Here is a 17473-nt window from a genome sequence, read left to right on the forward strand (position 1 = left end):
TGGTCTGTTTATTAATTGCAAGTACTTTTTTAAATTTTTCCAAAAAAGTTTTTGAAAAGCCTTTGGGGAGTCAGTGGGGACGGTTCTCTTTGACTCATTTTGCGCAGCAAAACGAGTCAAAGAGAACCGTCCCCACTGACTCCCCACAGACTTACATATTAGCCTTCGAAAAGTAGATCTGCATATGTAGGGAAAGGCCAATCCTTTTTATCAACAAGCATCTCAAGCTTGTCGGCAGGCTCGCGGAGAGCCTCCATGGAAGGTCTTACCTTGTCTTTATAGAAATAAGCAAGCTTTCTCTCATCTGTGATCTTGCCGGCCTTGGCCTCATTAGCCTTAAGCTGGTCAAGGGCCTTCTTCATCTTGTTGAGCTCTGTTGTGATCTCATTAAGTTCGTCAGCCATAGCTGAAGCATCAGCGCCTGCTGCCTTTACTTCGTTGACATCCTTGGCAAGGCGTCCTGCGTACTTCATAACTGCAGGAATGATCTGCTTGGAAGCCATGTCGATCATTGTAAGAGCCTCGATGTTGATGGTCTTGGCGTAGTTCTCGAAGATGATCTCTTTTCTTGATTCAAGCTCAACCTTGGTGTATACACCGAAGTCTTCAAAGAGCTTGATCGCCTTCTTGGTAGTAAGTGTATCTGCTGCCTCGATTGTGGACTTGATGTTTGGAAGTCCGCGTCTCTCAGCCTCTTTTACCCATGCGTCTGAGTATCCGTCACCGTTGAAGATGATCCTCTGGTGCTTGGTCAGGTATTCCTTCATAAGGTCGTGAACTGCAACGTCAAAGTCCTTGGCCTTCTCAAGAATGTCTGCTGCCTCGCAGAAAGCCTCAGCAACTATGGTGTTAAGTGTTGTATTTGAGCTGGCCATTGAATCTGATGAGCCAACCATTCTGAACTCGAACTTATTACCTGTAAAGGCAAAAGGTGATGTACGGTTTCTGTCTGTTGCATCCTTCTCAAACTGAGGAAGGGTTGAAACACCGGTCTTAAGCTTGCCACCGCGCTTGCTGGACTTGGCAACACCGGTCTCAATAAGCTGTCTTACTACGTCCTCGAGCTGCTCTCCGAGGAATACGGAAATGATCGCAGGCGGAGCCTCGTTGGCACCAAGTCTGTGGTCGTTTCCTACATCAGCTGCGCTCTGACGAAGAAGGTCAGCGTGAGTATCAACTGCCTTAAGTATGCATGCAAGTACAAAAAGGAACTGAACGTTCTTGTTAGGTGTATCACCGGGATCAAGAAGGTTCACGCCGTTATCTGTGCAAAGAGACCAGTTGTCGTGCTTACCTGAGCCGTTAACTCCGGCGAAGGGCTTCTCGTGAAGAAGGCATCTCATGTGATGATGCTCTGCCACCCTCTTCATGGTCTCCATAATGATCTGGTTGTGGTCTACTGCGATATTTGCAGTCTCGTAGATAGGAGCAAGCTCGTGCTGTCCGGGAGCAACCTCGTTGTGCTGTGTCTTGTCGGGAACGCCAAGCTTCCAGAGCTCGGTGTTGAGGTCCTTCATGTACTCTCCGACTCTCTCACGGATAACACCGAAGTAGTGATCCTCCATCTCCTGACCCTTTGGAGGCATTGCACCAAAAAGTGTTCTTCCTGTAAAGATAAGATCCTCTCTCTTCATGGACTTATCCCAGTCAACAAGGAAGTATTCCTGCTCAGGACCGACGGATACGTTAACTCTCTTGGCTGTAGTGTTGCCAAAAAGTCTAACGATTCTAAGAGCCTGTTTGTTAACTGCTTCCATGGATCTTAAAAGAGGAGTCTTTTTATCAAGAGCTTCTCCAGTATATGAGCAAAATGCTGTAGGGATGCAGAGTGTAACACCTGCTCCGGACTCCTTAAGGAAAGCCGGTGATGTGATATCCCAGGTTGTATATCCTCTTGCTTCGAATGTAGCTCTAAGGCCGCCTGACGGGAATGATGATGCATCAGGTTCGCCCTTTATCAGCTCTTTTCCTGAAAAAGAAGTGAGCATGTGGCCATCGGCGTCAGCGCTTCCAACAAATGAATCGTGCTTCTCAGCTGTAATGCCTGTAAGTGGCTGGAACCAGTGGGTATAGTGTGTTGCTCCCCTCTCCATTGCCCAGCTCTTCATCTCGTTGGCAACAACATCAGCAGACTCTTTGGAGAGTTCTCCGCCGTTCTCGATGACGTTTATAACTTCCTTGAAGACAGACTTCGGAAGACGCTCTCTCATCGTCGCGATGGTAAAGACGTTCTGACCAAAGATCTCTTCTACATTAACCACATTGCTCATCCTATGTTCCCCTTTAAACTGAATTTGTATTCAACTATACAATAATTCTCCGAAAACTCAAGTATTTTTTACTGTTCCTTGGTGGATTCCTCTGCATCCACTCTGAGAATATCGTATTTTGAAGGAGTGACAGAAAGGTCAAGATAAATGACTTCCTTGGAGTGCGGACATGACTCTACGGCCGTTCCGTCCTCTCTGTACATGCCTTTTACTGTAGTCTTTACATCAGTTCCGTCGGGTTTCATGATCTCAATCTCATCACCCACGGAGAACTTGTTTCGCTGCTCTATTCTTGCATAACCTCTCTCGTCAATGTCATAGACGATTCCGAGGTAGATATATTCATTTATGTAAGTGTTGTTGTCATAGATCTGAGTCTCGTCACTGGGCTTTCCAAAATAAAAGCCTGTGGTGAACTGGCGGTAAGTACATCTTGAAATCTGATCAAGATACCATGGCATGTTCTGCCTGTACTTCTCCTCTGACTCAAAGTAGTCGTCGATGGCCTTTCTGTAAGTCCTTGCCACGGTTGCAACATAAAGGGCCGTCTTCATTCTTCCCTCGATCTTGCAGCTGTCCACTCCTGCATCCACCAGCTCCGGAATGTGCTCTATCATGCACAGATCCTTGGAGTTGAAGATATAGGTTCCGCGCTCGTTCTCATAGACAGGAAGGTATTCACCGGGTCTTTTCTCCTCAACAACCGCATACTTCCATCTGCAGGGATGAGTGCATGCGCCGTGGTTGGCGTCACGCCCTGTGAAGTAATTGGACAAAAGACATCTTCCCGAATATGAAATACACATAGCGCCGTGGATAAAGCACTCCATCTCAAGGTCATCCGGAATCTTGGATGTGATCTCTTTAATCTCATTTATGGAAAGTTCTCTGGCTGCAACAACTCTCTTGGCTCCGAGGTCATGCCAGAAATTGTAGGTCTCATAGTTGGTGTTGTTGGCCTGGGTTGAAACGTGGATATCGATCTCAGGGCATATCCTTCTGGCCTTCATAAAGATGCCGGGATCGGCGATGATAAGAGCGTCAGGTTTAAGCTCTTTTAACTCATGAAGATAAGTTTCAACTCCGTCGAGATCGTAGTTGTGAGCCAGGATATTGACGGTGACATGGACTTTGACGCCATGGGCGTGGGCAAACTCTATGCCCTCCTTCATCTCGTCGTGGCTGAAATTCTTGGCCTTGGCGCGGAGCCCAAAAGCATCTCCGCCGATATAAACCGCATCGGCGCCGAAGGTTACGGCTGTCTTTAGTACTTCAAGACTTGATGCAGGGATTAAAAGTTCTGGTCTTTTCATTGATTCATTCCTCTTATAGCTTAACCGAAAGTGTCATACCATCGCCCACGGTCAGGATGACCGTATTTAGCTGATCGTTGTGCTTAAGCTCATACAAATACTCGCGCATCCTTGCATGGATGGTGCGATTTCTTCTTGTTACCGCAAACCTTGACTCAAACACGTCTCCGTCCTGGAGGACATTGTCTGAAACCAGAAGTCCGCCTTTATTTAGGATCCTGAGGCAGTCAGGCAAAAAGTTGATGTACTGCCCCTTGGCTGCATCCATAAAAATAAAATCATACCCCGGATCAAGACCCTTTAAAATATCTGTGGCGTCCCCCTCCAACAGTGTGATTTTACCTTCAGTGTCGTATTTGGAAAAATTCTCCCTTGCTACGGGAATTCTTTTTTCAAACTTCTCTATAGTTGTAATCTTGGTATCTGCATCTGTATATGCTGCCATTAAAAGTGCAGAAAATCCCACAGCGCAGCCAACTTCCAATATGTTCCTGGGCTTATTCTGAGCCATGAGAAATTTAAGAAGTGCCTGTGTATCCTTGCGGATAATGGGAACCTGATCCTCAAGTGCTGCTCTCTCCAGTTCATCAAGAAACGGGAGATTGCCGGGATCAAGAGAATTTATAAAGCTGCTGATCCTGTCGTTCTCACCCACCATCTGACTCGTCTCCGCTCTCCTGGCTCTGCTGGCCCTCTTCTCCTTCAGCTCCCTCCTGTCCGCCTGACATTACCGTCAGCATCTCTTCAGGAGTCATTGCTGTGCTAAGCTCATAGGTTCCGGGCTTTTCCTTTTCATGGTACTCCGAGAATCTCTCCTGGAGCTTAAAGAGCGTCTTGTCCTTGATAAGGCCAAGGCCGGCAAGATTGTCAGCTATGGTATCCACATCATCTCCGCTCTTGACGGTAAAGCTCACAGTTCTTCCTGTCCCGGAGGATACAGCTGACTGATTAAATATCTGGTATCCGTAGCTGTAGGCAATCTTGGCATATTTTGAGATCAGCATGACCACAATGATGACAAAAACAGCCTTAACAGCCAGATCCAGAAATCCCAGTGCAAATTTTTTTGCGTTCATAAAAACTCCCCGAAGGCCTTAGAAATGTGTATCCATAATGATCGGCATGATCATTGGCCTTCTCTTTGTCTTTTTCCAGATGTAATCGCTAAGGGTATCCTTGACGATGTTCTTGAGCTTGGTCCAGTCGGTAATGCCCTTCTCAAGCGCCTCCGTAACGTCGTCGTAAACCATGTCCGTCGCATCCTCAATGAGTTTGTCGGACTCCCTTACATATACAAAACCTCTTGAAACAATGCTCGGGCCTGATACAAGCTGAGCACTGTCCTTGTCGATTCCAAACACAACAATTACAATACCATCTTCTGCAAGATGCTGTCTATCTCTGAGGACAACATTTCCTACATCGCCGACACCAAGGCCGTCAACAAGGATTGCTCCCACAGGAACCTTGCCTGCCACCTTGGCGCTGTCCTCTGAAAGCTCAAGGATCTCGCCTGAGTGAAGGATAAAGATATTCTCCTTGGGGATTCCAAGGTCTTTTGCAATCCTTCTCTGAGCTATGAGATGTCTGTACTCACCGTGAACAGGCACGGAATATTTAGGCTTAACAAGTGTGTAGATGAGCTTGATATCCTCCTGACATGCGTGTCCTGAAACGTGCACATCCTGGAAGATAACCTCTGCTCCCTTCATCTGAAGCTCGTTGATGATGTTGGTTACAGCCTTCTCGTTACCCGGAATCGGATGAGATGAGAAAATAACTGTATCTCCGGCACCTATAGTGATCTTTCTGTGCTGACCGTTGGCCATACGGCTAAGGGCAGCCATACTCTCTCCCTGGCTTCCTGTTGTGATGATGGTAGTCTTGCTGTCAGGGAAGTTCTTGATCTGATCAATATCTACAAGAGTGTTCTCAGGGATCTGGATGCACTCAAGCTTCTGGGCGATATCAATGATACTGACCATACTCCTGCCTTCCACAGCAACCTTACGGCCGCACTTGTGGGCAGTGTTTATGATCTGCTGAACTCTGTCAACGTTGGATGCAAAGGTAGCAACGATGATCCTGGAGTTCTCGTGATCCGCAAACAGGTTATCAAGAGCTCTTCCTACAGTCTTCTCGGAAGCTGTAAATCCGGGGCGCTCAGCATTTGTCGAATCACACATAAGGGCGAGAACGCCTTTTTTACCAATCTCAGCAAAGCGCTGAAGATCGATTGGATCTCCGTATACAGGTGTATAGTCAACCTTAAAGTCTCCTGTGTGCACAACGGTTCCTGCCGGTGAATAAATAGCAAGAGCTGCTGCATCAACGATGGAGTGGTTTGTTCTTATGAACTCAACCCTGAACTGTCCAAGGTTTATGGACTGTCCAAACTTTACAACCTTTCTGCGGGTCTTTTTAAGAAGGCCGTGCTCTTCGAGCTTGTGCTCGATAATGCCCATGGTAAGGCGTGTTGCGTAAACCGGCACGTTGAGCTCATGAAGAACATAAGGAAGCGCACCGATGTGATCCTCATGTCCGTGGGTAATTACAAAGCCCTTTACCTTGTCAATATTCTCCTGCAGATAAGTGATGTCAGGGATTACAAGATCGATTCCCAGCATGTCATCGTCGGGAAAAGACAATCCGCAATCCACTACAATAATACTGTCTTCGTATCTGAAGGCAGTGATGTTCATTCCAATCTGCTCAAGGCCACCTAACGGTATAACCTGCAGCTTGGACGTGTTTTCAGTTTTCTTTTTGCTCAATATAATTCCTCCATATAAATTTGGCGGACGCACAGAATAGGATATAAACCTCTTGCCCGTTAAATATCCAGATCTATGCCATCCTCAGAAAGCAGCTTACTAAATACACCTGCAACTGCTTCAAGCTCCAGGTCGTCATCCACGATAACATAAACTGCCTCTTCATCTTTTAAATCGGAGTCGTCGCGCAGTATAAGCGCCTCTCCGTCACCATCTTCTTCATCTGTGACCAGTAGATATGTCTTGCCACCTATTGTGGTCTGTTCAAGACAGTAAAACTCTACTGCATCTTCTCCATCGGGGCTGAATAAAATCTTTTCCAAAATAAATCACCTTTTCATTCTGTTGTCCAGATAGTCCTGAAGAATTATCTGGGCTGCAATCATATCAACGTATTCTTTTCTGTCTTTCCCCTTGATGCCGGCTTCATCCATTATCTCATCCGCCTCAACTGTTGTAAGGCGCTCATCCAGCATCTCCACAGGTAGTCCTGTTCTTCTCTCAATCCTGTCTGCAAATTCCAGGCATAACTTAGAGCGCTCAGAGACCGACTCATCCATATTCAGGGGCAATCCCACAACAACCTTCTCCACCCCGTACTCCTGAATGAGTTCTTCTATGCGCGCAAGAGTTCTTCTAAGTTTATTTTCTTCTTTTCTACGGATAATTTCTTTGCCCTGGGCAGTTAGCAAAAGCTCGTCGCTGATCGCCACTCCCACAGTCTTGGACCCGTAATCAAGTCCCATGATCCTCATTATTTCTTGGCCCAATCGTTGCTCTTGATGTACTCTGTGAGCATCTCCTCAACGAGTTCGTCTCTCTCAACCTTCATGATAAGGCTTCTTGCACCCTTGTGGCTTGTGATGTATGTAGGGTCTCCGGACATGATGTAACCAACGATCTGGTTAACAGGGTTGTAGCCCTTCTCAAGAAGTGCATCATAAACTACTGAAAGTACCTTTTTAACGCCTGTCTCAGGCTCTACTTCAACTTTGAAAAATTGGGTATTTCCTAAATCCTGATCTGCCATTATTTTTTCTCCATTCTTATATTTTGTGAGGGAGTCTTCCCTCTTATAATCCTTCAACTAAACAATATACCAATATAATGATACCAAACCATTTGCATTTGTTCAAATGGGAGTCAGTGGGGACGGTTCTCTTTGACTCCCTTGTTAGATAATTAAGAGCGATAAAATTCCCAAACAAAGGGAGTCAAAGAGAACCGTCCCCACTGACTCCCACTGACTCCCCAACAACTCAAACCAGAAGCGTCTCGTCGTTCAACATTCCGCTTGGCACAACGCTTGTGATCTCGCCGGATACAGCCTCTTTGTAGGCGTCTGTCCCCTCTTTTACGGCGACTCTGACATATCTGTCAGTGTGCCCTATCATGTAATTGGCGCCGCCGTGCTCCTCTTCATCCTCCCAGAGGACCTTAAGCTCTTCTCCGATAAAAGACTCTCTGTAGGCCTTTGAGTCTCTCTCTGTAAGTTCGATCAGCACATCGCTTCTTGCAGACTTCTGCCTGTCGGTGAGCTGGTCGGGAAGGCCTGCTGCCACGGTACCCTTTCTTGGTGAATACTTAAAGACATGCATCTCATAGAACGCGATGTCCTCAGCAAATTTCCTGCACTCCTCAAACTCTTCCTCAGTCTCACCCGGGAAGCCAACGATAACATCAGTGGTAATGGCAGGTCTGTCAAATGCCTTGCGCAAAAGACCTACCGACTCCATATACTCTTCGGCAGTGTAATGTCTGTTCATTCTCTTGAGCACTGAGTTGCATCCGCTCTGGAGAGATAAGTGGAAATGAGGACAGAGCTTACTGATCCTTGCAAGCCTCTCAACATTCTCAGCAGACATGAGCCTTGGCTCAATTGAGCCCATACGGATCCTCTCTATGCCCTCTATTTCATTTACCTTCTCAAGAAGGTCTATAAGCTGAGGCTCGCCTTTATCAACGCCGTAAGAGCCTACATGAATACCTGTTATTACTACCTCTTTCAGGCCTTTAGCCGAAAGGTCTTTTATCTCAGAGAGAACATCCTCCATATCACGGCTTCTGACCCTTCCTCTCGCATAAGGAATTACGCAGTAGCTGCAGAACTGATTGCAGCCATCCTGAACCTTGATGTAAGCCCTTGTGTGCTCAGGAAGGTCTGAGAGCCTCATGTTCTCATATTCGTGTGTGGCATTTATGTCTATGACGCTCTTTCCGCCCATGGTCTTGTCAAAAGAGCCTTCTCTTGCCGCCATGAACTCCTCAAGGATGCTCACGATCTCAGACTTTTTGTTGTTTCCGATTGCAAGATCTATGCATTCATCCTTCTTGACGCCGTCCATTCCTGTCTCAACGTAGCATCCGACAGCAACAACCACAGCGCCCGGATTTTCTTTTTTTGCCTTGTGGAGCATCTGTCTTGATTTTCTGTCGGCGATGTTGGTAACGGTGCAGGTGTTGATGATGTAAACATCCGCAACATCAGTAAATGGCACGATTTCACAGCCTGCAGCAGACAGCTTTTGCCCCATTACATCCATCTCATAACTATTAACTTTGCAACCAAGGTTGTGCATTGCAACCTTCAAACCACTAATCTTATTCATTTTTATGTTGAAAACCTCATTGACTTTTGACAATCATACGTTTACTATAAAGAAAAGAAGGAGGTACTTGACCAATGAAGACAGTTAAGATTTCTTTAAATTCCATCGATAAGGTAAAATCTTTCGTAAACGATATTACGAAGTTCGATTATGACTTCGACCTTGTATCAGGAAGATATGTTATCGATGCTAAGTCTATTATGGGTATTTTCTCACTCGATCTTTCAAAGCCGATCGACCTTAATATCCATGCAGAAGACGGCGCTGAAGAGATCCTTGAGGTTCTCAAGCCCTACATGGTCTAATCAATTTTGATTAGATCTTCTTAAGAAGATTATTACAGACCATCCCAATTTGGGATGGTCTTTTTTTGCATTAATACCGCTTTATTTCTTTATCTCAATAACCTCATCAGTATCAAGCGCGATCTGAACCAGCTCATCGATCTTCTCTGAGAGGTCCTCCTCGTGTCTTTCAATAATATCAAGCCTTGGCTTTGTTACAGGGTGCTTGGCAACAAAGATAGTGCAGCAGTCCTCGTAAGGAAGGATAGATGTCTCATAGGCATCAATCTTAACTGAGATGTCTACGATATCCTGTTTATCGAAGGCAATAAGCGGCCTGTAAACCGGCATGTCTTTTACCACCTCACCTGTACACATAAGGCTCTGCATAGTCTGGGATGCTACCTGTCCGATGCTCTCACCGGTTACAAGTCCCATGCATCCGGATCTTGCTGCAAGGATATCTGCGATCTTCATCATGTATCTTCTCATGATGATGGTAAGCTCGTCGTGTGGGCACTTCTCATATATGTACATCTGAATATCAGTAAAGTTGATCACGTGAAGCTTGATGTTACCTGTATACTTGGCGATGACACCTGCCAGGTCGACAACCTTCTGCTTGGCCATCTCACTGGTGTATGGAGGAGCATTGAAGTAAACAGCCTCCATATCAACGCCTCTCTTGGCAATCATGTAGCCTGCAACAGGTGAATCGATTCCGCCTGAAAGAAGAAGCATTGCCTTTCCTGCTGTACCGATGGGCATACCTCCGGGTCCGGAGATGATCTCAGAGAAGATGTTGAGTTTCTCACGGATCTCAACATTTATAAGGATCTGAGGGTCATGCACGTCAACCTTCATCTCCGGGTAAGCATCAAGGATTCTGCCGCCGATCTCAGCTGCCATCTCCATTGAGTCCATAGGATAGCTCTTATCAACTCTTCTGCACTTAACCTTGAAGGTACGATTCTTGTCCGGGTATACTCCGTCAACGAAGTCAACAACCGCCTTGCACACTCCGTCTACATCCGGAAGGTTGTTCTCCCCGTCTCTTTCTATTGTCACAGCAGGACAGATTCCGGTTATTCCAAAAACTCTCTGAAGTGCGGAAACAGTCTCGTCAAAATCAAAGCCTGTGGCCTCAACGTATACTCTTCCTGCAACCTTTGAGATCTTGAACTCTCCGTCGCACTTTGCAAGAACTCTTTTGATCTGCTTAACAAGTGCATCCTCAAAGATGTATCTGTTCTTGCCCTTAACTCCTATCTCTGCGTATTTGATAACAAAAGCATGGTACTGCATATTATTCTCCTTAATGCCTGTAAAACTTTCTCATGGTTTCTACCTGTGAAGAGAGGACGTCCAGAAGGTAGTCGATCTCCTCTTTGGTTGTCTGTGTGGACATACTTATACGGATGGTTGATTCCAAAAGACTCTTATCAAGCCCTATAGCCTTTAGTGTGTCCGAAACGTGTGGATTGTTGGAAGTACATGCACTTCCGGCTGAGACGTAAATCTCCTTGCTGCTGAGCATGTTAAGAACAGTCTCCGCTGCCAGTCCCTTTATTGAGACACTCACAATATGCGGAGCTCCCTTCTCGCACTCAGGGCCGTTAAGCCTTATGTCGGAAATCCTCTCAGTAAGGCTCTCCATCAGGTATTTCTTGAGCTCGTAGAGAGCGCTTATTTTTTTATCAAAATCATCGTAGCACATCTGCGCAGCAAGAGCCATTCCCGCGATTCCCGGGACGTTCTCGGTTCCCGATCTCATGCCCTTTTGCTGGCCTCCGCCGTAGCAGATGGGGACAATTTTTGTACCCTTTTTGATGTACAAAAAGCCCACACCCTTTGGTCCGTGGATCTTGTGGGCGCTGACAGCCAAAAGATCGATGTTCATGGACTTGGGTCTTATCCTGAATTTGCCGTAGGCCTGCACAGCATCTACGTGAAATACTATCTGTTCATTTATAGATTTAATGAGCTTGCCGGCCTCAGCAATCGGTTCAACTGCGCCGATCTCATTGTTCACAAACATCATGGACACCAGGATGGTATCTTCTCTTATGGCGTCCTTAAGGTCTTCATGCCTTACAACTCCTGTCTCATCAACAGGAAGATAGGTCACCTCAAATCCTTCCTTGACCAGCTCCTGGCAGCTCTCCAAAACAGCCGGATGCTCAATGGAAGTTGTTATGATGTGCTTACCTCTCCAGGCATTGGCTCTGGCAGCTCCGATTATCGCTGTGTTGTCGGACTCTGTTCCTCCGGAGGTAAATACTATCTCAGAAGGATCAACCTTCAAAGTATCCGCTATAGTCTCTCTTGCACTAAAGAGTCTGTTGCCGGAAACCACGCCCATGTGATGGACGCTTGAAGCGTTTCCGTATTCTTCTGTCATTATCCTGGCCACCAGCTGTGCTACTTCGTCATAAGCTCTGGTGGTGGCTGAATTATCTAAATATGCTCTCATTTTATTTCTCAGCTTTCAAGGTGATACATAAGCCATGCTATTGCTGTAAATCCGGCTGTCTCTGTGCGCAGAATCCTCTTGCCCAGTGTAATGGGCTTTATGTTATTCTCTGAGCACAGCGCTATCTCTTCCTCAGAAAATCCCCCTTCGGGTCCGATGAAAAGAGCTATATTCTGGCCGGGTTTAATTTCATCAATAATCTGTCTGGTCACCGATATGTCTTTTGCATTCTCGTAGGGAATAAGGCGCACTTCAATGCCTTCGCTCCCACAGTACTCTATGGCCTGCTTCATGGTCATGGGCATTAAAACTTCCGGTATGATGCCACGCTTACTCTGCTTGGCAGCAGCCTCGGAAATTGCCTGCCATCTCTTTATCTTGGCAGGGGCCTTCTTCTCATCGATCTTAACGACGCACCTCTTGGTCTTCATGGGTACTATCTTAAAGGCTCCAAGTTCGACCGCCTTCTGGATGATGAGCTCCATCTTATCAACCTTGGGAAGCCCCTGGAAAAGATATATCTTAGAGGGCAGCTCGTTCCCAAGCTCTTCGATAAAGCACAGATTGCCGATAACGGATGAATCCCTTATCTCTTCTATCTCGTAAAAGAGCTCTCGCCCTTCATCCTCTTCTCTGATGCTTACGGAGAACTGCTCTCCCACCTTCATGCGAAGGACGTTTACTATGTGGTTGTAATCGCTGCCTGTTATCTCAACCTTCTTGAGGTCAGGACTTACCTGACAGCTGTCTACAAAGAAATGAAACATCAGTTTTTCCTCGATGTGATTGAAACCCAGTCTCCCTGATGATGGATCTCGAGGATCTCAAGACCTGCATCAAGATGCGCCTTCTTTACTTCCTCTTCCTTGGTGTTGATGATACCTGAAGTGATGTAGATTCCGCCGCTCTTAAGCTGGTTAAGGATGACCGGTGTCAAAGGAACCAGTACGTTTGCCAGGATGTTTGCGACAACGATGTCATACTTATCGTATCCAACCTTGTCCTGGACTTCTTTATCGTCAATGATATTGCCGATCATCATGTCAAACTTATCGGCAGAAATACCATTGTTCTCCATATTTTCTTTTACCGCAGGAACTGCGCATTTATCAAGGTCTGTTCCCACAGCGTGCTTTGCTCCGAACATAAGGGCAAGGATTGAAAGAACTCCGCTTCCTGTTCCTACATCCAAAAGCTCTGTGTCCGCAGTCACATATTTCTTGAGCATCCTGATGCAGAGCTGTGTTGTCTCATGCATACCTGTACCGAAAGCTGTTCCGGGATCGATGTGAAGGACCATGTTAGCCTTTCCTTCGTCCTCTGCGCTCTCTTTCTCCCAGGATGGAATTACAAGTATATCATCAATATAGAATTTATGAAAGTACTGTTTCCAGTTATTGATCCAGTCTATATCCTCAGTGACATCGACGGATATTGTGCCGTCGCCTATATCAGAAAAAGACTTAAGTTCATCGAGCTTCTCTCTGATGGCTGCCTGCATCTCCTCAGGAGTCTTTTTAACTTTCTCTATCTCTCCCTCATCATTTGGAAGTTCAACAGTAAGCATGTTGTCATCATCTATCTCAACAAAAAAGCTAAGATAAGCAACTCCGCTCTCGATGCCGTTTTCTGTCTCGTCCGGCTCAAGTTCAGGTGCATCGATGAACATCTGCTCCTTGTCTGCTGCAGATAAAGGTGCATTGTCCTCGATCTGTGCTCCCTCAAGTCCGATGTCCTCAAGGTAACTTACAATAATATCCTCTGACTCTTCATTTGTTCTTACACGGAAACGCATCCATTTCATAATAAAATCTCCTTATATAACAAAAAGAATTGTAGATAAGCATCTTCGAAAATGCAAGCATTTTCGAAGCACACGTCTTTCGACAAATATCTGCATCGAAATATGTCGGCATTAGCAAACATGTTTGCATGCCGCATATTCCGATGCAGCTGCTTATCTACAATTCACGCGATCATTCCCAAAATTTCTTTTTCTTTTTGCTGCCCGAGGCTCCTGAGCCACTATCTTCATTACCCATGAGTCTCTCAGCTGCTGTAAGAGAATCGCCTGTCTTTTCATCGAACTTCTTAAGAAGGTCCTTAGCTTCCTTGGAGAGTTTCTCAGGAACCTGTACCACAAGTGTTACGTAGTGGTCACCTCTCTGCTCCTTGTCTCTAAGGGATGGGATACCCTTTCCGCGAAGTCTTACTCTTGTGTCTGTCTGGGTTCCGGCCTTAACATCATAAGCCACCTTACCGTCGACAGTATCTATAAGAACTGTTCCGCCCAGTGCTGCAATAGCAAAGGATACAGGAACCATTGAATAAACGTTGTAACCGTCTCTCTGGAAAATAGGATGCTCAGATACAACAACCTCAACAAGAAGGTCTCCTCTTGGTCCGCCGTTGACTCCGGGTTCACCCTTTTCTCTTATTCTTACACTCTGGCCGTTATCAATGCCGGCAGGAATTGTAACCTTGATCTTCTTGCGACTTGCAATGTATCCGGTTCCGTGACAGTCGGCACACTTCTCTTTGATGACCTTACCTGTACCGCCACATTCAGGACATGTCTGAACGTTTCTTACAGTGCCAAAGAAGGACTGCTGTGTATATACAATCTGTCCCTTACCGCCGCACTTGGTACATGTCTGTGGTGATGTTCCCGGCTTAGCTCCGGTTCCATGACATGTCGGACATGGATCCTTGATGGTGAGCTCAAGCTCTTTCTCACAACCAAATACAGCCTCAAGGAAGGTTATGCGCACGCTTGCACGAAGATTGGCACCCTTTGAAGGGCCACTTCTTGCGCCGCCTCTTGCACGTCCGCCTCCGAAGAAGTCACCGAATATATCACCAAAGATGTCGCCAAAGTCTGCACCGTTAAAGTCGAATCCACCACTGAAGGGATTACCGCCGCCCTCAAAGGCCGCATGTCCGAACTGGTCATACTGACGCTTCTTCTCAGGGTCAGAAAGTACCGCATAAGCTTCGGATGCTTCCTTGAACTTGTCGGCTGCAGTCGCATCACCCGGATTCATATCCGGGTGATACTTCTTGGCAAGCACTCTGTATGCTTTCTTTATTTCGTCCTCAGTGGCATTCTTACCAACGCCCAGGACCTCATAATAGTCGCGTTTCTGTTCCGCCATTTAACTCAGACCTCTCTGTAATCTCCATCAACTACATTATCATCGTTTGAAGATGTGCTTCCTGCGTTCATATCAGGACCTGCGCCGGCACCCATATCAGGGCCTGCACCTGCAGCACCTGCTGCTCCCTGAACGTTCTCATACATCTTAGCAAAGAGTGCCTGAGCATCGTTCATGAGCTTCTCCTTCTGGCTCTTAAGAGAATCGATCTCTGAGTCTGAAAGCTCTTTATCCTTGGTCTGCTCAAGTGTTTCCTTGAGAGCCTTGATATCATCCTCAACTACCTGCTTCTGAGAAGCGTCGATCTTGTCGCCAACTTCCTGAAGAGCCTTCTCTGTCTGGAATACGAAGGAGTCAGCGTCGTTTCTTGCATCGATGCCTTCCTTACGCTTCTTGTCCTGAGCCTCATACTCCTGAGCCTCTTTAACTGCCTTATCGATATCCTCATCAGACATGTTAGAACCGGCTGTGATTGTGATGTGCTGCTCCTTGCCTGTTCCAAGGTCTTTAGCTGATACGTTAACGATACCGTTTGCATCGATATCGAATGTAACCTCGATCTGAGGAACACCTCTCATTGCCGGAGGGATTCCATCAAGTCTGAACTGTCCAAGTGACTTGTTATCCTTAGCGAACTGTCTCTCACCCTGAAGTACGTTGATATCTACGGCTGTCTGGTTATCAGCAGCTGTTGAGAATACCTGGCTCTTCTTGGTAGGAATTGTTGTGTTACGCTCGATAAGTCTTGTAGCAACACCACCCATTGTCTCGATTGAAAGTGAAAGAGGTGTTACATCAAGAAGAAGGATATCACCTGCGCCCTCATCACCTGCAAGCTTACCGCCCTGGATACCAGCACCGATTGCTACGCACTCATCAGGGTTGAGGTTCTTACTTGGCTCCTGGCCTGTGAGCTGTTTAACCTTCTCTACTACGCAAGGAACACGAGTTGATCCACCAACAAGGAGAACCTTACCGATATCTGCGTTTGTAAGTCCTGCATCCTTCATAGCGTTCTGAACAGGGATAGCTGTTCTCTCTACAAGATCGTGGATGAGCTCTTCGAATTTAGCTCTTGTGAGATCTACATCGAAGTGCTTAGGGCCATCAGCGCCTGCTGAGATGAAAGGAAGGTTGATGTTGGTTGTTGTTGAAGAAGAGAGCTCCTTCTTAGCCTTCTCTGCAGCTTCCTTAAGTCTCTGCATAGCCATCTTATCGCCTGAGAGGTCAACGCCCTCTTTGTTCTTGAAATCCTGAACCATCCAGTTGATGATTGCCTGGTCGAAGTCATCACCACCGAGGTGTGTATCACCGTTTGTTGAAAGAACTTCGATAACACCGTCACCGATATCGATGATTGATACATCGAATGTACCACCACCAAGGTCGTAAACCATGATCTTCTGCTCTTTCTCGTTATCAAGACCGTAAGCCAGAGCTGCTGCTGTAGGCTCGTTGATGATTCTCTTTACCTCAAGACCTGCAATCTTACCTGCGTCCTTAGTAGCCTGACGCTGAGCATCATTGAAGTAAGCAGGAACTGTGATAACTGCCTCTGTAACCTTTTCGCCGAGATACTGTTCTGCATCAGCCTTCAGCTTCTGAAGGATCATAGCTGAAATCTGCTGAGGTGAATACTTCTTGCCGTCGATTGTACGGCCGTGATCTGTACCCATATCTCTCTTGATTGATGAGATTGTGTTCTCAGCATTTGTTACTGCCTGACGCTTAGCAGGCTCGCCGACGATTCTCTCGCCGTTCTTTGTGAAAGCAACGATTGAAGGTGTTGTTCTAGCGCCTTCTGCGTTAGCGATAACGGTGGGCTTACCACCTTCCATAACTGCTACGCAGCTATTAGTTGTACCAAGGTCGATACCAATAATCTTACTCATTTCTTTTTCCTCCGTTTATTATAATAAGATTCTGTATTTACTAAGTTATTGTGCTACAGCCACCATGCTGTGTCTGAGCACTGTATCATGGAACATGTATCCCTTCTGAAGCTCCTGGGCAACGATTCCGGATTCGTATTCCTGGGATTCCACCTGCATTACTGCATTGTGGAGGTTTGGATCAAACTCTTTTCCAACCGCTTCTATTGGGGTTACTCCGAGATCTTCAAGCTGCTTGATGAGCTGCTTGTAAATCTTGTTCATGCCGTCTGCAAAAGCTCCGTCTTTCTCAGCCTCGGGAACTGCTGCAAGACCTCTTTCAAAGTTATCTACTACAGGAAGGAGCTTCTCAAGGACATTGCCCTGACCAAGTTCGAACTGCTGTGATTTCTCTTTGTCGGTTCTCTTCCTGAAGTTCTCAAACTCCGCCATCTGTCTCAGGACTTTGTCGTTAAGTTCATCGATCTTTTCCTGAAGCGGATTCTTCTTTTCTTTTTTATTCTCTTCTTTTTCTACAGTAGCCTCTTTTTCAGCATCATCTTTTTCCTCCTGTGAATCAGGTGTCTGTGCTGTTTCTTTCTCTTTGGCTTCCTCTTCAAGTTCTTCCATGATGTTCTCAAGAACTTCTTCTTTTTTCTTTTCCTCAGCTGATTTAGCCTTGGAAGAAGCCTTCTTCTTATCTTCGCTCAATTCAAATTGCCTC

Annotated in this window: 17 protein-coding genes; 1 reads left to right on the forward strand and 16 read right to left on the reverse strand. The window is 46.2% G+C overall.

Going from position 1 to position 17473, the window contains the following annotated elements; all coding sequences use genetic code 11:
• Positions 1-158: 158 nt before the first annotated feature.
• From G589_RS0107825 to mtaB, 9 genes are all read right to left on the reverse strand, one after another.
• Entirely contained in the window at positions 159-2270 is a 2112-nt protein-coding gene (locus G589_RS0107825; RefSeq protein WP_022768048.1) for a glutamine synthetase III family protein, read from the reverse strand.
• Between the two features lie 68 nt (positions 2271-2338).
• Positions 2339-3583: a peptidase U32 family protein gene (locus tag G589_RS0107830; protein ID WP_026521720.1), complete on the reverse strand. Its 1245-nt coding sequence runs from the start codon at positions 3581-3583 to the stop codon at positions 2339-2341.
• Positions 3584-3596: 13 nt separating this feature from the next.
• Complete coding sequence (locus G589_RS0107835; protein WP_026521721.1) at positions 3597-4241, reverse strand: O-methyltransferase; 645 nt, start codon at positions 4239-4241, stop codon at positions 3597-3599.
• On the reverse strand, positions 4231-4659 hold the full coding sequence (locus tag G589_RS21065; RefSeq protein WP_051192251.1) for an endolytic transglycosylase MltG: 429 nt from the start codon (positions 4657-4659) through the stop codon (positions 4231-4233). Before G589_RS21065 ends, G589_RS0107835 begins: the two co-directional genes overlap by 11 nt.
• Before the next feature lie 18 nt (positions 4660-4677).
• Positions 4678-6357: a ribonuclease J gene (locus G589_RS0107845; protein ID WP_026521722.1), complete on the reverse strand. Its 1680-nt coding sequence runs from the start codon at positions 6355-6357 to the stop codon at positions 4678-4680.
• A gap of 59 nt (positions 6358-6416) precedes the next feature.
• Complete coding sequence (locus G589_RS0107850) at positions 6417-6680, reverse strand: DUF1292 domain-containing protein (protein ID WP_022768043.1); 264 nt, start codon at positions 6678-6680, stop codon at positions 6417-6419.
• A 6-nt stretch (positions 6681-6686) separates the two neighbouring features.
• A complete protein-coding gene (gene ruvX, locus G589_RS0107855; RefSeq protein WP_026521723.1) occupies positions 6687-7112 on the reverse strand; it encodes a Holliday junction resolvase RuvX in 426 nt (141 codons plus the stop codon).
• Entirely contained in the window at positions 7112-7387 is a 276-nt protein-coding gene (locus G589_RS0107860; protein WP_022768041.1) for an IreB family regulatory phosphoprotein, read from the reverse strand. Before G589_RS0107860 ends, ruvX begins: the two co-directional genes overlap by 1 nt.
• A gap of 229 nt (positions 7388-7616) precedes the next feature.
• Positions 7617-8966, reverse strand: a complete 1350-nt coding sequence (gene mtaB, locus G589_RS0107865) for a tRNA (N(6)-L-threonylcarbamoyladenosine(37)-C(2))-methylthiotransferase MtaB (RefSeq protein ID WP_035775635.1) — start codon at positions 8964-8966, stop codon at positions 7617-7619.
• A gap of 74 nt (positions 8967-9040) precedes the next feature.
• On the opposite strand from mtaB, the gene G589_RS0107870 reads away from it, so the two are divergent.
• Positions 9041-9271 carry an HPr family phosphocarrier protein gene (locus G589_RS0107870; protein WP_022766493.1) on the forward strand — a complete coding sequence of 77 codons (231 nt, stop codon included), beginning with the start codon at positions 9041-9043 and terminating at the stop codon, positions 9269-9271.
• Between the two features lie 81 nt (positions 9272-9352).
• Here G589_RS0107870 and thiI read toward each other — a convergent pair whose 3' ends face one another.
• The 7 genes from thiI to grpE all read right to left on the reverse strand — a co-directional run bounded on the left by thiI (position 9353) and on the right by grpE (position 17460).
• Positions 9353-10555 carry a tRNA uracil 4-sulfurtransferase ThiI gene (thiI, locus tag G589_RS0107875; protein ID WP_026521725.1) on the reverse strand — a complete coding sequence of 401 codons (1203 nt, stop codon included), beginning with the start codon at positions 10553-10555 and terminating at the stop codon, positions 9353-9355.
• A gap of 10 nt (positions 10556-10565) precedes the next feature.
• A complete protein-coding gene (locus G589_RS0107880) occupies positions 10566-11723 on the reverse strand; it encodes a cysteine desulfurase family protein (protein ID WP_026521726.1) in 1158 nt (385 codons plus the stop codon).
• Between the two features lie 8 nt (positions 11724-11731).
• Positions 11732-12490: an RsmE family RNA methyltransferase gene (locus tag G589_RS0107885; RefSeq protein ID WP_026521727.1), complete on the reverse strand. Its 759-nt coding sequence runs from the start codon at positions 12488-12490 to the stop codon at positions 11732-11734.
• Positions 12490-13527: a 50S ribosomal protein L11 methyltransferase gene (gene prmA / locus G589_RS0107890; protein WP_026520048.1), complete on the reverse strand. Its 1038-nt coding sequence runs from the start codon at positions 13525-13527 to the stop codon at positions 12490-12492. The genes G589_RS0107885 and prmA overlap by 1 nt, the downstream gene beginning before the upstream one ends.
• A 172-nt stretch (positions 13528-13699) precedes the next feature.
• Positions 13700-14878: a molecular chaperone DnaJ gene (gene dnaJ, locus G589_RS0107895; RefSeq protein ID WP_026521728.1), complete on the reverse strand. Its 1179-nt coding sequence runs from the start codon at positions 14876-14878 to the stop codon at positions 13700-13702.
• A gap of 5 nt (positions 14879-14883) precedes the next feature.
• On the reverse strand, positions 14884-16770 hold the full coding sequence (gene dnaK, locus G589_RS0107900; RefSeq protein ID WP_022768034.1) for a molecular chaperone DnaK: 1887 nt from the start codon (positions 16768-16770) through the stop codon (positions 14884-14886).
• Positions 16771-16815: 45 nt separating this feature from the next.
• Entirely contained in the window at positions 16816-17460 is a 645-nt protein-coding gene (gene grpE, locus G589_RS0107905) for a nucleotide exchange factor GrpE (protein ID WP_026520046.1), read from the reverse strand.
• Positions 17461-17473 lie beyond the last annotated feature (13 nt).

Source organism: Butyrivibrio sp. VCB2001 (genome assembly GCF_000423965.1).
Classification (GTDB): Bacteria; Bacillota; Clostridia; order Lachnospirales; family Lachnospiraceae; genus Butyrivibrio.